A 16,442-nucleotide genomic window follows, 5' to 3' on the forward strand; every position below is an offset into this window, starting at 1 on the left:
AAGGTAGGCAGCACGGATGCAAACGTCAAGCGCATTGGGACCCTGCGCATTATCACACCCGCGCGAAGTCAGGCATGACGCAGAGTCGATAACATCAGCAAAATGTCAAAATATGCTTGGGCAACTCCACCATCCACGGCCCGTTGGTCCAGAGGATGAAACACCTGACCTTCTTGCCCGGATACATCTGCGCAAGGGCTGCGCGATAGATCGACATCTGCAGACGATAGGCGCGTGGCGTGTCCTCAACATCGCGTGGCGGCGGACGATTGGTTTTGTAATCGACAATCATCACTTCATCATCACGCACCACAAGCCTGTCGATCTGGGCGGAAACCACGTCCCCGCCAACAATACCCACCAAGGGCACCTCGGCCCGCGATCCCGGCGCAAAGACCGGTGCGAAATCCGAGTTATCGAAGATGCCCAGCGTTTCATTGGCGATTTCCACCTGCAAATCGGCATCAAGTGCATGGATTGGCTGGGCAAGGAAACGTTCCGCCGCCTTCTGGCGGGCCTGCACTGGCAGATCGGGCAACAGTTCCAGAAGCTTGTGGATCAGAAGGCCACGCTTAAAGCTTTGGCCCTGATCGCCGCCAAGCGGGGACTGAACCGCCGGTTCGTCTTCGAGCGGACGACTGGGGGCGAGTGGCTTGGGCGGGAAGGATTCTTCGGGGGCAACAGCGCGGATCAACTGACGTTTCGTAGATTGTTTTGAATTCGAAACATCATCCGTGCGATCGGGCTTTGGCTCCTGACTTTGATCGGTTTCCCAGACCCAACCTTCACCGTTCCAGCCCGATCCGGAATAGGTCGAAAGATCAATCTGTGCTGGTTTGGCGTAGCCTTCCATTGCCTGGCTACACAGATTGTACCAGCAATGCCCCGGTGCCTTGCGCCGCCCCTGCCAGCCGCAAATGTAAAGCCGGTCTTCGGCCCGTGTCAGAGCCACATAAAGCAGGCGGTTATATTCCTGATCGCGTTTGAGCGCGATGTCATCGCGCAGGCGCGCTACAATGTCGGTTTCAAGCGCCACACGTGGCAACCAGAACATCAGGTTGCGATCTTCCTGCCAAAACAGGTTCGGGGCCTGAGTTGGCACCTGCATGGTATCGGGCAGGAAGACGATCGGGGCCTGAAGCCCCTTGGCACCATGAACGGTCATGATGCGAACTTCATCGCGACCGCTTTGTTCAAGGTCACGCTTGATTTCAGCATCGCCGGCCATCAGCCAGTGCAGGAAACCTTGAAGCGTCGGCGCATGGTCGGCTTCATACCCCATGGCGAGGTTGAGGAATTCGTCAATCGGGTCATTGGCCTCGATCCCCAAACGGCCAACCAGACGGGCGCGGACACCGCGGGCTTCTTCGCCGCGACCGCCCAGAAGTTCGGCATAAAGTTCGAACGGGCGTTCGTAATCGCCCCGGCCCAGCCACTTGAACAAAAAGGCGTAGGCACGCGCAAATGGTGATCCATCTTCGACCATGGCGGCCTTTTCACGCAAAGCATACCACAGGGTTCTGGGACGATTATGGGCAATTTCAAACAGCTGATCATCATCAAGGCCGATCAGCGGGCTTTTAAGCACCTCGGCCAGGGTCAGGTCATCTTCGGGCATCAGCAGGAACCGCCCGAACGCCACCAGATCCATCACCGCAAGCTGATCGGTGATCTGCATACGGTCGACCCCAGCGACCGGAACGTTGCGTTCCTTCAGCGCCTTGACGACCTCATCAACAAAGGCAGTCCGACGGCGCACAAGGATCATGAAGTCGCCCGCGCGGACCGGACGGCCGCGTGATGTCAGGGTTTCCTTTTCATCAATCGCATGGCGAATACGCCCGGCGATCACACGTGCCAAGCGAATTTCCGGATCTTCAAGGCGAACAATCCGGGTTGGTGGGGTCCAGGGATCTTCGGCTTCGCGTTCTTCGGGCTCAACCGCCGGCCAGAGTTCAATCCGGCCAGCCTGCCCGACGCGGAACGGGCTGTGGAGAACATCCGCCCCGTCATCGCCGACCCCCTGCTTGGCAACCGGACCGGCGAAGACACGGTCCACCGTGCCCAGCACCGCATCGGTGGAGCGGAACGAGATGTTCATCGGTACTTCGCGCCAGTCAGCGGCGATTTCACGCGCCCGATCACGGAAATATCGGCGCATTTCTGCGAACTTCTCCGGATCGGCGCGCTGGAAGCTATAGATCGATTGTTTGGCATCGCCGACGGCAAAGATGGTGCGTGGCTTATCGGCATGACGCCCGGCATCGATAAAGAATTCCTCGGCCAGAATACGCACCACTTCCCACTGTTCGGGGTTGGTATCCTGCGCCTCGTCAATCAGGACGTGGTCCAGGCCCTCGTCCAGCTTGAACAGCACCCAACCGGCAATCCCGGCCTGACGTTGCAGAAGCTGCAAGCTGGTCAGGATCAGGTCATCGTAATCAAGGCGGGCATGCAGGGCCTTTTTGGTGGCATAGCGATCCAGCATCGCATTGCCGATGGTAATCAGGGCCGAAGTCGCACCGGCCATGGCGGCGGCCTTGCGCTTGCGGTCGACCTCGATCAGACGGGCACATTCCTGCTCAAGCGCGTCCGCACCCATCGGATGGTTTTCAGCCGCTCCCTTGGTAATCAGCTTGGCACGCGGTTCACCGGCCGTGGTGAAAAAGACGCTGCGATATTCATTGAACACCGCAAGGCGGTCCTCGACAGTTGTCTTTTCAAGGAATTGCGCCAATGCCGGAACGCGGGCGATATCGGTTTTTGTTCCGGCCTCAAGCGCTGCCAGCCCTCGCATCAAGCCATCGTGATCAAAGGCATCATCGGAAAGCGCCTTGGCCAGAATGGTTTCATCATCAAGCCCAACCGGCACGCCAAGTGCCTTATAGACCGCGTCGCGCATGCGATTGGCCCCGCCAAGATTGGAGAGCATGCGTTTAAGCCGGCCACGTTCACGGGCCAGTTCGCTCATGACTTCGCCAAAGGCGCCTTCGCGGACCTGGCTAGTGACGACCGACAAGGCATGGGCCAGATCTTCATCTCGGCCGGTGCGGGCGAATGCCAGAACCTCTTCCTGCACATCGGCCATAGTTTCAGCAGCTGTACGGTCATCCATGATTTCAAAATGCGGCGCCAGACCGGCTTCAAGCGGGAAGCGGCGCAGAAGCGACTGACAGAAGGCATGAATGGTCTGGATTTTCATCCCGCCCGGCGCATCCAAAACACGCGCAAAAAGCTGGCGCGCACGAATGGTTTCATCGGCACTGGGCGCTGTGCCGGCAAGATTGGCAAGATCGGCCTGAAGATCGCGGTCTTCCATCGTGGCCCAGCGGCCCAAGCGTTCATTGACACGGTTGGCCATCTCGGCCGCGGCAGCCTTGGTAAAGGTCAGACACAGGATACGATGCGGTTCAGTGCCCGACAGCATCAGGCGCAACACGCGATCAGAGAGCACCTTGGTTTTGCCGGCACCTGCCGAGGCCGACACCCAGACCGATGCATTGGGATCAGACGCATTGCGTTGCAGGACGTTGGGATCGGTTCCGCGCATTTCGGTCATGACGCGTCCCCTTCGCCATCATCCTGTTTTTCTTCGATGTTAGCGCTGTCATCAGCATCCTCGCTGCCCATCCATTCACGCAGACGGGCGAGATGGACATAATCGGAATATTTCGGCGCGTGATCGGGGTGCGGCACACTGAGATAGGGTGTTTTGGGATCTGCAAAGGCCGCGGCAAGCCCGTTGACACCATCCACCGCCGCATGGGCAAGCTCGGCTGGCGTGGTTTTCATCCGGCCTGTGTTGATCTCAACGATCTCACCCGCCGGATCACCGCCCGAGAGTTTCCAGAACGCCATGCTGGCCGGGGGGCCTGCGGGCACATCGCCAAAGCCACCCATTTCGGCAATCGCGGCTTCAAGCGGCAATTGTGGGGCAAAGCCGTTGGCAACATCCCCCTGACTGGGCGGGGCGCCGGTTTTATAGTCAATGATTGCAATGCCACCATCGCGCAACGCATCGATGCGGTCAGCCCGGGCATAGACCTGAAAACCGCTGCTGGTATCAAGGGTTCCGGCCTGCTCTGTATAGGATTTCCGCACCGCATCCCGCCGGGCGGCTTCGGTCTGGATGAACCATTTGGCGATGCGTTCGAACCGTGGCCACCAGAAGGCCCAAAGGCCCGGACGGGCGGCCAGCGGTTTGAACACTTCACGGCCAATAATCAGCAATTCCTGTTCCCCGTCGGGCGGCAAATGTTCGGGATGACGGGCGATGAATTGATCAAGGGCCTCGTGGATCAGGTTGCCGTAATCGGCTGCACCGGGATCCTCATCGACACCATCAAGTTTGCGCAAGCCAAGGATATGACGGGCATAGATGGCATAAGGATCGCGCATCCATGTTTCGATCTGGGTGACCGACAGGCGATCCGGGCGGGCTGATACGGGTGGCTTGGGTGCCGGGCGCCCGATCTTGATACGCATATCAGGTGCGGGTTCATCAATCAGGTCGGCCAGCGCACGCCATTCGGCTGCATCGGGTTTTTCCATTGAAACGCCTGATTTCCGAAGAATGTTTTCAATCCGTAACAACCAGCGCGACGGCACAGTCGGCGTACCTTCGATACGCAGGGCACGGGTCATCACCACATCGGGCGAACAAAACAGCTGCTGGAAATCATGGGCCGATTGCCCGACCCGGTGTTCGGGCGCAGGCAAACCGAAATTACGGCGCATCGGGCGGCTCATCCACGGATCAGCGCCGGCTTCCGGCGGCCAGACGCCTTCATTAAGACCACCCAGAATGGTCAGATCGGCTTGCTGCATCTGGGCTTCGACCGTCCCCCAGATAAACAGACGCGGATGTTTGCCATAGCGCGGACGCACCGCCCGATCTGCCATAAGCGCATCCAGAAATGCGCCATACCGGTTGCCCGGCATCGAGGCAAAATCACCAAGTGCATTCAGCAATTCATGGACAAAATCCGCCAATGCCTCACCCGCTTCGCCGCGCCACAGGCGATCAGCCCCGGTTTGGGTGTCGCTGGCTGCCAGTGCCTCAGCCGCAGTGATGTGGCTGCGCAGCAGATGGACCGGCGCATGGGTTTTGTTGCCGGTCAGGTCATCAAGCGGATCAAGACAGGTTTTAAAACGGGCGACCAGATCGCTCAGCCGCGCATGATCATCGCGGATGCGCTCAATCCGGCCGATGGCACTGTCTGACCCGGAATTACTCAGTCGAGCAACGGTATCCTCGCACCAGCCATCAAGGGCGGTTTGCAACCCATCCAACCCGGGCCCGGGTCGGGCACCACGCAGAACTTCCTTTTCGAGCAAGCGGGTTAGAACGCGGAAGGTCTCGGGTGACAGCCCCGCCGCCGAGAGCGGATGTTTCAGCAATTCCAGAAGCGGAACCGGGGCGAATTCTTCCTGAACGGCACGTACGACCAAACGCAGATAGATCGCCGGTGCGGTGTCATGCAGCGGGATACCGGCCGAGTCATCAATTTCGACCTCCCACCGGCGAAGCTCGGTCGCCACACGCCGGGCAAGGCCACGATCCGGGGTAACCAGCGCACAGGTCTTTTCGGGATGTTCAAGCGCCTCGCGCATCATAAGGGCAATCGTGGTTGCCTCTTCGCGCGCGCCAGAGCAATCAACACGCAAAACGCCATCCATCACATCCGCGGCGAAGCCTGTGATATAGCGCCAGTGATGGGTGGTTTTGGCAGGTCTGAGCGCCTCGCGGGCAAGACGGCGACGTTCGATGGAGGCATCGCTTTCGGGGTCAAGGGCCGGCCAAGGCAGAACACTGTCGGCATGACGACCAATATGGCCGAGCGTCTTACCCAGAAGATGTTGTGGATGGGCGGCATCGTCAGAAATCGCCGCCCAGTCTTCGTGGCTCAGCCCCGCCATCAGACCGGGCAGAACCACGCGGCCCTGTGGCATGGCGAGAACTGCCTTCATCAAATCGCGCAAGGCCGGAAACGGGCCGGTGGAGCCAACGATCAGAACCGGCGTTTCGGGCGGGTTTACATCCCAAAGATCGATCTGTGCGGCAATCAGAGCATTACGCCGCATCGCCCTGTCACTGACATCCTGCGAAGCCAGAATCCCCGGCCAGTGGATGGTGAGAATTTGCAGAAATTCGAGGGTGAGCTGCCAGTGTTCGGCGAATTCTTCGGGCACCAGTCCCTTGAGGTCGTCAAAGGCGCAGTTTTCGGTTTGCACCTGATCAAGAAAGCGCGCCAGTTCGCCAGCAAGACGGGCAGCCTGATCGGCAGTTGGTTTTTCACCGCGATGATCGGGACGGCCCATGATGAGCTGGGTCAGAAGCAACTTGCGCTGCAGATCGGGGATGGCGGGCGGCAGATCAAGAGCCGCCTGTTCGCCGCCCGCACCATAAATCGCCAATTCATCCTCATCTGCCTCGCCCAGCGGTCGAATGGTTGGAAGCAGGGTTACGGCACCTTGCGATTGCCGCAAGAAGGCATCGCGCATCACCTTGGCGGAACGCCGGTTAGGCACCATCAGGACATAGTCAGGCAGCGCATCTGGCTGATCAGCGGTCTCAGTGATCAGCTGTTTGGCAATCAGATCGGCAAAGGCAACTCCGGGCGGGATGAAAAACAGGTTTGAGGGTGGCGTGACCTCGCCGGCGAAGGAGGCTTCGTCATAGTCGGGCGCGTCCATGTAATCAAACAGGTCGGCCATCAAACTCCCCCGGATGCAGCTTTCTTGGCGCGCTCAGTCTCAAGCGCCTTGGCGATGACAGGCTCGGAATCCTTAAGCGCCTCTGGCGTACCGATATGGAAATATCCACCATCATGCACCAGACCATAACCCCGACCAGCCGCAAGCGCCTTGTCATAAACGACATTGAGCGACCAGGCGCCATCGGGTGTGCTTTCAAACAGGTGCGGTGCCAATACCTGCACACCGGTAAAGAAATAAGGGGCTGACGGCGCATCACCGCGCCGTTTGAGCCGCCCATCCACCTGCCAGAAGAAATCGCCTGCCCCGTCATAACCATAGCCATCTGCAACCGGATAAAGAGCCAGAAGCGCGTCCATATGTTCCGGGTCAAAGGCATTGATCAGGCGATCAAACAGTGGCTCGGAACCCTCGGTCCAGAAGACATCGGCATTGGCAACCAAGACCGCATCGTCATTAAGCTTCGAGAGCGCATTTTTAACCCCGCCGCCGGTTTCAAGTAGATCCACCTCGGGCGAGGTGACAATGGCGGGCGCGGTTCTGTCGGCAACATGATCAATGATCTGCTGACCAAGATAGTGCGAATTAACCACGGCCTGCGTGACACCGGAATTTGCCAGTTTATCAAGCACGTGATCGAGCATCGGCTTGCCCGCGACCGATATCAGCGGCTTTGGCATTGTATCGGTGATCGGGCGCATGCGCTTGCCAAGGCCCGCCGCCAGAACCATGGCCTGTGCCTTTGTTTCTGGTGCGCTCATGAGTTTGCCTCTTTGCCGGATGGGGTTTGGTTTTTCACAAGTGCCGGGGGCGGTGCGCGCATCGGTCGGGATATGGGCATCCACCCAATCCTGAAGGGCTGGCAAGTGATCAGAAGCCCCACGCAGGATCATGTCCCAACAACGCGGGATAAAGTCGAAATAGCGGGTTTTGCCAGCCTTGATCGCAAGCCAGCCAAACCGGCCAAGGATGCGGAAATTGCGCACCATCGATGTCGCGATATAAGCCGTTTCGAAATCAGAACGATCAACATCCGGGAACGCGGCGAGATAGTATTCCTTCATTCGCGTTTCAAGATCCGGGCCGATATCATAGCGCACATCGCGCAGGAGCGAAGCCAGATCATAGGGCCTTGGCGCAATGGCGGCGTCCTGAAAATCAATGATGCCGCAATCATCGCCGCCCTCGCCATTTTCGACCAGCATCAGGTTATCAACATGATAATCGCGGTGAATGATCACTTCCCCCACCTGCCAGCAGAGCGGCAAGACGGTTTCAAGAAGCTGATCAAAAGCGGTACTTGCCGCCTCGCGCTTGGCCGCATCCGGGATGATCAATGGCAGATAATCGGTCTTGAAGCTTGCCAGCATCCGGCGCAGGTTTTCCGGGCCATAGCGCACCAGACGGCAATCATTCATCCCGCCCGCGTCGCAGAAGCGATGCAGGGTGATCAGTTGTACGACGGCACGCAGATAAAGCGCATCCTCAGTTGTGCTATCAAGCATCGCGCTTCCTTGAAGCGCCTCGGCAAAGGTGATGTCACCGAAATCCTCGATCAGGACCAGCCCGCGCTTTTCATCCGCCGCGTAGATTTCCGGCACCCGCCAACCGGCCTTTTGAAACAGGCTGGTGGTTTGCAAAACCGGGCTTACCGAGGCCGGGCGTTCGGGACTGTCATGAATACCATGCGGATCGACATGAATGGCCGAGGGCGGAAAATCCATCAGAAGCGCGGTGTCATGACGCCGTTCAAGGCGGAAATATTTCCGGGCCGAGGCATCATCAACCAACGGCATGACCTGCGCGGTCTGCCAGCCACACGTGACCAGAAAATCATGGCGTTCGGCGTTGCGGCGTTCCTGATCGGGGCTTGCGCGGTTCATGACGGGCTTACCACCAGATCATTGATCCGCGCGGTCCAATCCTCACCATGCGGTTCAAGGTTAAACACACGCCCATCGGGGGTCGATCCGGGTTCGATATGAATATCAAGTCGGTTTTCCGGAGTAAGATATTCCAACCGATCCGGCCATTCGATCAGACTGATGGCATCGGAAAAGGCATCCTCGATATCCAATTCATGGACTTCTTCGGGATCGGACAAACGATAGAGGTCAAAATGCCAGACCGGCACACGATCAAGCTCATAGATCTGCACAAGTGTGAAAGTCGGACTGGGGACTTCTTCATGCGGGTTATCGGCCACGGCCCGGATGAAGGCCCGGCAAAAGGCACTTTTGCCCATGCCCAATGTGCCATGCATCAAGATCACATCGCCTGCCCTGGCAACAGCGGCAAGCTTGGCGGCAAGGGCTTCGGTCCCGTTCTGATCGCTGACAGTGACTGTCCTGGTCATGATGTCCGTCTTTTGAATGGCTCTTGCACTCTGTTTTAGGGGGTTGATGCGGCCTTTCGCAATGAGTTTTGACCCATGTGCTGCAATTCACGACGCAAAGCCGGAAAAAGGCCGGTTTACATTGCGATATCGTGCCCCAGATGCTATCTGGCTGCATAAGAAATCCCGCACACCGCCGGGCTTGGGGTCAGCACCCTACCCAAATTCGATTTTATTTGGATGGAAGAAGTATGTCAGACGCATCGCATAGCACAGATATTGCCATTATTGGCGCAGGCCCCGTCGGGCTTTTTGCGGTTTTCGAAGCCGGTATGCTGGGGCTTAAATCCCATGTGATTGACGCGCTTGATATGGTCGGCGGCCAGTGCAGCGCGCTGTATCCGGAAAAGCCGATTTTTGACATTCCGGCCCACCCGCAGATTGCCGGTCAGGACCTTATTCATCAGCTTGCCAAACAGGCCGATCCGTTTGAGCCGACCTATCATCTGGGTCAGCAGGTCACCAAGCTTGAGAAACGCGACGATGGTCGTTTCACGCTGGAAACCACCAAGGGCACCGTGATTGACGCCGGTGCGGTTGTGATTGCAGCCGGTTGCGGTGCATTCGGCCCGAACAAGCCGCCGATGGATGGTCTTGAGGATTACGAAGGATCGGGTGGCGTTCAGTATTACGTCAAACGTCGTGCCGACTTTGCCGGCAAGAACGTCGTGATTGCCGGTGGCGGTGATTCAGCTGTCGACTGGGCCCTTTCGCTGCATGACATTGCGGCCAAGGTGATGGTTGTCCATCGTCGTCCGAAATTCCGTGCCGCCCCTGACAGCAGTGCGAAGCTGCAGGCGCTGGCCGAAGCCGGCAAGATCGAGATGGTCATTCCCTATCAGCTGAAAGGCCTTAAGGGTGAAAACGGCATCCTGTCACACGTGGTTGTCGCGACGCTCAAGGGTGAAGAGCGCGAGCTTGAAGCCGATCATCTTCTGCCGTTCTTTGGTCTTGCCATGGAACTTGGCCCGATTGCCGATTGGGGTCTTAATCTTGAGAAGAACCATATCGGCGTCAAACAGGCGACCATGGAAACATCGGTCCCGGGCATCTTTGCCATCGGCGATATCGCGACCTATGAGCACAAGCTCAAACTGATCCTGTCGGGCTTTGCCGAAGGTGCAAGTGCGATCCACGCCGCGCGCTCATACCTGTTCCCGGACAAGGAATTCCACTTCGAATATTCGACCACGACGGGTGTTCCGAACGAATAACCCGACATTTGGTCAAAGTTTTCAAGGAAGCGCACCATGACCACAAAACATCCCGAACATCATGGGGGTTGTCTTTGTGGCGCGGTGCGCTTTGTTGCATCCGGGGAGCCGATTGGCGGCAATCATTGCCATTGTGGCATGTGTCGAAAGGATAGTGGTTCAGGTGTCTCGACCTTTGTCAGCTTCCCGGCCAGCGCCGTTTTGTGGGACGGCAAACCGACCGATTATGAAAGCTCGCCCGGCAAGTATCGCGGCTTTTGCCCGAAATGCGGATCAAGCATCACCTGGCGCAAGGACGATGACGACAGTTTCATCGATTTCCGCCTTGGAAGCTTTGACGATCCAAGCCCGTTCAAGGCAAAGAAGCATCTTTGGATGCGCACAGCCCTGACAAGCTTTGCCGGCGTTGATCCCGATATCGAGCATTTCGACTGAGTTATCTCAGATCGAAACACCAAGATGCTCAGCCAGAACATCAACAATCATGCCGTGATCTTCGTGCGATGCGAGACCCGAAACCGTAATCGCGCCAATCACACCCACACTGGCAACGCGGATCGGGAAGCTGCCGCCGTGATCGGCATAGTCGGCAAAATCAATACCGTGATCGGCCAATGTTTTACCCTTGGCTTTCAGTTCCGCACCAAAACGCATTGAGCTTTGATGTTCGCGCAGCACCAGATTGCTTTTGCGGCGCGCCCACGCATCATTTGCCGGTTTCGCACCGGCAAGGGATGCATGAAACAGGGTGCGGTCCGGGGTGCGGATATTAACCGCGACCGGGGCATTTTTCGCCTGCGCAACCCCCACCAGTTTGGAGCCGATTGACCAGGCGGTGTCTTCGTCAAAGCGGTCAAACACCAGAATGTCTTCCTGTCTGGCAAGCTGGTCCAAATCCATCGGGGGCTCCTTGGTCAAATAGCGGGTTGGTCTGGCCATCCATAACGCAGTAAGGGGGCTATGGGAAACCACAAAGAAAAAAGGCTGCATCCGCGAGGGAATACAGCCTTTGTTTCGATATCGTAATTTCGACTTACTTGTCGTCGCCCATCTTGAGCGCGTTGATAAAGGCCGATTGCGGAATTTCGACCTTGCCGAACTGACGCATCTTTTTCTTACCGGCCTTCTGTTTTTCAAGAAGCTTACGTTTACGCGAAACGTCACCGCCGTAACATTTCGCCGTCACGTCCTTACGGAGTGCGGATACGGTTTCACGGGCAATCACCTTGCCACCGATGGCGGCCTGAATGGCGATGCGGAACATTTGGCGCGGGATCAGGTCCTTAAGACGCTTACAGATCTCGCGACCACGATATTCGGCGGCCGAACGGTGAACCATGAGCGCCAGTGCATCAACCGGTTCTTCATTGACCAGGATGGAAACCTTGACCAGATCGCTTTCATCGTAGCCGGCGATCTCGTAATCGAAGCTGGCATAGCCACGCGAGATCGATTTCAGACGGTCATAGAAGTCAAAGACGACTTCGTTGAGCGGCAGTTTGTAAACTGCCATTGCCCGGTTACCGACATAGGTAAGGTCAAGCTGAACACCACGGCGTTCGGTGCAAAGGGTCAGGATGCCGCCAAGATATTCGTCCGGCACCATGATCGATGCCTTGATCCAAGGCTCTTCGATCGCCTTGATCTTGGTGACGTCAGGGAAATCTGCCGGGTTATGCAGCATGATTTCTTCGCCCTTGCTCAGCGTGATCTTATAAGACACCGACGGGGCGGTGGTGATCAGATCAAGCTCGAACTCGCGTTCCAGACGTTCCTGAATGATTTCAAGGTGAAGCAGACCAAGGAAGCCACAACGGAAGCCAAGACCAAGAGCAGTCGAGTTTTCCGGTTCGAACTGGAAGGATGCATCATTGAGATGCAGCTTTTCGAGCGCATCCCGCAGCACTTCATATTCGCTGGTATCGACCGGGAAGATGCCACAGAACACAACCGGGATGGACGGCTTGAAACCGGCCAGTGGCTTGGCGCAGGGGCGTTTTTCCTCGGTAATCGTGTCACCGACTTCACATTCAGCAACGGTTTTCATACCGCAGTTGATAAAGCCGACCTCACCCGGGCCGAGTTCATCAAGAGCAAGCGGTTTTGGCGTAAAGACGCCAACACGTTCGATCTGATGGGTGACCTTGGCGTTCATGAAGCGGACTTTCTGACCCTTTTTCAGGGTACCTTCCTTCACGCGCACCAGAATCATCACACCAAGATAGGTGTCATACCAGCTATCGACCAGAAGCACTTCAAGCGGCGCGTCCGCATCCCCGGTCGGGGCCGGAAGACGATGAACAAGGGCCTCAAGCACGTCAGGCACACCCAGGCCGGTCTTGGCCGAAATCATCACCGCGTCAGAGGCATCAATGCCAATCACTTCCTCGATCTGTTCCTTGACCTGATCGGGTTCGGCGGCCGGAAGGTCGACCTTGTTCAGGACCGGGACGATTTCGTGGTTGTTTTCGATCGCCTGATAGACGTTGGCAAGGGTCTGTGCTTCAACACCCTGGGCGGCATCAACAACCAGAAGCGATCCTTCGCACGCAGCAAGCGAGCGCGACACTTCATAGGCAAAGTCAACGTGGCCCGGCGTATCCATCAGGTTGAGGGTATATTCCTGCCCGTCCTTGGCAGTGTATTTCAACCGAACGGCTTGGGATTTGATGGTGATGCCACGTTCGCGTTCGATATCCATCGAATCGAGAACCTGATCGGCCATTTCACGTTCGGTCAGGCCACCGGTCAACTGGATCAGGCGGTCGGCCAGGGTAGATTTACCGTGGTCGATATGGGCGATGATCGAAAAGTTACGAATGTTCTTAAGGTCAGTCATTTTTGGCTGCTTCTGGCACTAAAATTGGCTGGCATTTCGCCGCGTGGCACATTGTTTCGAAACGGTGTGATCACCCGATACCCGGTTGAGCAACAACGCGCAAATCGCAAGTCTTTGCAATATCCCCTGCCCCGTCAGCCAGCCGTTTTTGGCAGCGACGTCAGGCCGCATCACATGTTGGATGCAAAAGGGCATGATCTAAAAAACCAGCATTACGCGATCATTGCATCGTTCGGGAAATCGGTTTTGTCATTTCCCGGATCAATCACCAGCGGGTTTATAGGGGTTTTTGCACGGAATTAGAAGCGTTGTGTTATGTTCCAGCCATACACAAATTGCCTGCGGGTGACTTGCACTGCCATGACCGTTGCGCGGATGTCGCGATTGTTCGGGTTTTTGCCTGATCCCAAGCGGCACAATCGCGGGCTGCGATGGCGTCAAACGCATGAATTCATTTGTTTGCATCCTTTTCAACCGGGTGAAAAGGTCTTAGATTTCAACCTGAAGGAAACGTTTTTTCTGTCGGCAGGACCTCGCCAAAAACATGTTCATAACATCCATCGAGCCATCCCTGTCCCGACGCAGCCTCGTGAAGCTGCGCAAACGACTTGCGGCCCTGACTATGACGGGTGTTTTTGTCCTGCTGTTTTCCTTCTTCTTTATCCAGAAAACGCTTTATGACAGCGCGGTCGAACATGCCAGTGCCCAGCTTGAAGCGACCGCGTTCCGGCTTGGGTCGATGCTGTTGCTTCATGATGATGTCGATCTGCAAAAGATCGTCTCAGACAATTCAGATATCATTGTCGGCCTGCTTGATAATGACCTGAACCAGATCAAGGGATTTATCCCGCCGCATTTGCTGGGCGATCTTGGCGAATATATCAGCACCCAGGACACCGACCGTGATTCGCTTCTGTGCGTTCATGGCAGCGAGGTCATGGTGCTGGCCTATAGCAAACTGCCCGACATCAACCGGATTGTGGTCACCTACACACCGCGAAGCACGCTGTTACATAACTGGCGCGATGCCTTCATCTTGCATGCCCTGATGTTTGTCATGGCGATGACCATCCTGTGCGGGCTTGCGATCTGGTTGTGGCAGCGCCTTAAACGCCAGCACATGCGTGCAGCCCACCTTGCCGAACATTTCAGCGATACGGAAAATACCCTTTCGGAATGTGGTTGTGCGGTGATCAGCTGGCCGGTCGACACAAGCGACGGCAAACTGACAACCCAGTTGAACTGGCCGGAAATTCTGGGATCAAGTTCCGAAAATCTGGCCCCGACCATGACCGATTTCCTTGATCGGCTGGCACCGGCATCGCGCACCAAATTGCGCGGCCCGTTGATCGAGAATGTCTGGCCCGATGCGCGGGTTGGCACGATGGTTGATATCCGCACGGCCAAAAACCTGATGCAGCGTTTTTACCTGATGGCGCATCGCTATACCGAACAGGATGAGCAATTCATTTCGGTGCTGCTGCTTGAAACCGCATCCCAACAGGAACTGTGCCATCCGTTCGAGACCTATTTGCGCCATACGCCGGAACCGGCAATCGCGATTGATAGCGAGGGCGTTCTGCGTGGCTTCAGCCCGGCGCTGGAAGAACTGATGGGGCTGCCGGTGCATGACATCGTCAACAAGCAGTTCTTCAAACTGTTCGTGCCGGAAGACCAGCAAACGGCAATGACCGCCATGCGCCAGAAAAGCGGGACAGCGATGCTGGGTGATGGCAAATCCATCCTGCGTGTTCTGGACCGCAAGGGAAATACCCACTGGCTGGCCTGGCATTGTGTTGGCCCATTTGACGACATGATCTTTTGCAGTGCGCGCGACGTGACCGAGTTCGTTGAAAACGCCAACAAGCTGCGCGACACGCTTGATCAGCTCAAACGCAGTAACGAAGACCTTGAACAGTTCGCCTATGTGGCATCGCACGATTTGCAGCAGCCGCTGCGCATGGTGGCAAGCTATACCCAGCTTCTCAAACAGCGCTACAGCGGCACCCTTGATCAGGAAGCCGACGAATATATCGACTTTGCCGTCGATGGCGCCAAGCGCATGCACAAGCTGATCAGCCACCTGCTTGAATATGCCAAAACCGGCACCAGCGAGGAATTCAGCGTCATTGACTGTAATCAGGTTCTGAACGAGGCGCAGGCGGACCTCAAGGACGTGATCGGACGCGAACATGCCACCATCACCCATGATGACCTTCCAACCATCAAGGGCGACCGCATAGCACTTTCGCGGCTGTTCCAGAACCTGTTGTCCAACGCGATAAAGTATCGTCGTCCGGGTGTACCGCCGCATATTTCCATCACGGTCGAACCCGATCCGGTAATGCGCGATTACTGGCGTTTTTCGGTCCGCGATAATGGCATTGGCATTCATCCCGAACATGCACAGCGGATTTTCCGCCTGTTCCAGCGCCTGCATAAGGACGAGTTTTCCGGAACGGGACTTGGGCTTTCGCTTTGTCGCAAGATCGTTGAACAACATGGGGGTCGCATCTGGCTTGATACCAGCCGCCCTGTCAGTGATCCGGGCACGACCATCATCTTTACCCTGCGGGTCCATCACCCTGATCAACGCGAAAGCCGGTAAGCTTATCTGCTGACCGTTTTTGCCCGGGCCTCACACGCCCGGATGGCAAGTATCTTGCTTCGTCTTTTGCATGAGACGGGCAGACAGGTAAAAGCTGCCCTGTGCCTGTTATGGAGCGTTAAATGTTCAAGACCGTGATCCTGCCCCGCCCGATCCTTAAACCCATTCTGGCGATGCTCGGCCTTTTGGCACTCAGCGCATGCGGCTCGGACATGCGCACCATGAATGACAGCCACATGCAGACACTGGCCTATTACTTTGCCGAACATGAACCGGGCGAGCCATTGCCGCGCGGCTGGCGGCGGTTGGATGGCGCAGAAATCAATTACCGTTTTGCAAACGAAACGTATGCGGTCTATTCAATTGACGAGGACGAGCAGCTTCTGGTCATGCATCTCTATGACGATGGCACCGGCCGCTTGGAGGCCGATGACGATCGCGAACGGTGTGAATGGAACAGCATGGTCGATCAGCTGACCATCGAATGCGATGACACCGATATGGAATGGCATATTTTCACCAATGGCCCGGATCTGATCGCGCTTGATTTGGATGAGGACGAATATGCCATCTTGCGCAAACGTCCCGGTCGGTAATTTTGACCGGTTTGCCGCAAACAAAACGGGCTGCCCCACAAGGAGCAGCCCGTTTTTATTGAGATATTCAGTG

The 16,442-nt window shown here is 56.7% G+C and carries 10 protein-coding genes; 4 read left to right on the plus strand and 6 right to left on the minus strand.

The features are described 5' to 3' along the window. Positions 1-94: 94 nt before the first annotated feature. Genes addA through tsaE form a run of 4 tightly spaced genes read right to left on the minus strand, consistent with a single transcriptional unit; the run spans position 95 to position 9,073 of the window. Positions 95-3,559 (minus strand): double-strand break repair helicase AddA, encoded by a 3,465-nt coding sequence (gene addA / locus CMO10_RS01765; protein WP_297018605.1) that lies wholly within the window; start codon positions 3,557-3,559, stop codon positions 95-97. Then, complete coding sequence (gene addB, locus CMO10_RS01770; RefSeq protein WP_297018606.1) at positions 3,556-6,717, minus strand: double-strand break repair protein AddB; 3,162 nt, start codon at positions 6,715-6,717, stop codon at positions 3,556-3,558. The genes addA and addB overlap by 4 nt, the downstream gene beginning before the upstream one ends. Further along, a complete protein-coding gene (locus CMO10_RS19770) occupies positions 6,717-8,600 on the minus strand; it encodes a phosphotransferase (RefSeq protein WP_363928320.1) in 1,884 nt (627 codons plus the stop codon). Before CMO10_RS19770 ends, addB begins: the two co-directional genes overlap by 1 nt. Next, the gene (tsaE, locus tag CMO10_RS01785) at positions 8,597-9,073 is read right to left on the minus strand and encodes a tRNA (adenosine(37)-N6)-threonylcarbamoyltransferase complex ATPase subunit type 1 TsaE (protein WP_297018607.1); all 477 of its coding nucleotides are present in this window, start codon (positions 9,071-9,073) and stop codon (positions 8,597-8,599) included. Before tsaE ends, CMO10_RS19770 begins: the two co-directional genes overlap by 4 nt. A gap of 230 nt (positions 9,074-9,303) precedes the next feature. On the opposite strand from tsaE, the gene CMO10_RS01790 reads away from it, so the two are divergent. Both CMO10_RS01790 and CMO10_RS01795 read left to right on the plus strand, forming a co-directional pair. Continuing rightward, positions 9,304-10,326 (plus strand): NAD(P)/FAD-dependent oxidoreductase, encoded by a 1,023-nt coding sequence (locus CMO10_RS01790; protein WP_297018608.1) that lies wholly within the window; start codon positions 9,304-9,306, stop codon positions 10,324-10,326. A gap of 36 nt (positions 10,327-10,362) precedes the next feature. After that, positions 10,363-10,761, plus strand: a complete 399-nt coding sequence (locus tag CMO10_RS01795; RefSeq protein WP_297018609.1) for a GFA family protein — start codon at positions 10,363-10,365, stop codon at positions 10,759-10,761. 6 nt (positions 10,762-10,767) lie between these two features. On the opposite strand, the gene CMO10_RS01800 is transcribed toward CMO10_RS01795, so the two are convergent. Beyond that, positions 10,768-11,226: a heme-degrading domain-containing protein gene (locus CMO10_RS01800; RefSeq protein WP_297018610.1), complete on the minus strand. Its 459-nt coding sequence runs from the start codon at positions 11,224-11,226 to the stop codon at positions 10,768-10,770. 133 nt (positions 11,227-11,359) lie between these two features. Next, on the minus strand, positions 11,360-13,165 hold the full coding sequence (lepA, locus tag CMO10_RS01805) for a translation elongation factor 4 (RefSeq protein ID WP_044829751.1): 1,806 nt from the start codon (positions 13,163-13,165) through the stop codon (positions 11,360-11,362). Between the two features lie 544 nt (positions 13,166-13,709). Between lepA and CMO10_RS01810 the strand changes: the two genes are divergently transcribed. Both CMO10_RS01810 and CMO10_RS01815 read left to right on the plus strand, forming a co-directional pair. Beyond that, positions 13,710-15,773, plus strand: coding sequence for a sensor histidine kinase (locus tag CMO10_RS01810; RefSeq protein ID WP_297018611.1), 2,064 nt, complete (start codon positions 13,710-13,712; stop codon positions 15,771-15,773). A 122-nt stretch (positions 15,774-15,895) separates the two neighbouring features. Then, positions 15,896-16,369: a hypothetical protein gene (locus tag CMO10_RS01815; protein WP_297018612.1), complete on the plus strand. Its 474-nt coding sequence runs from the start codon at positions 15,896-15,898 to the stop codon at positions 16,367-16,369. The last annotated feature ends 73 nt before the right edge of the window (positions 16,370-16,442 follow it).

It is taken from the genome of Thalassospira sp., from assembly GCF_002709775.1.
Lineage (GTDB): Bacteria > Pseudomonadota > Alphaproteobacteria > Rhodospirillales > Thalassospiraceae > Thalassospira.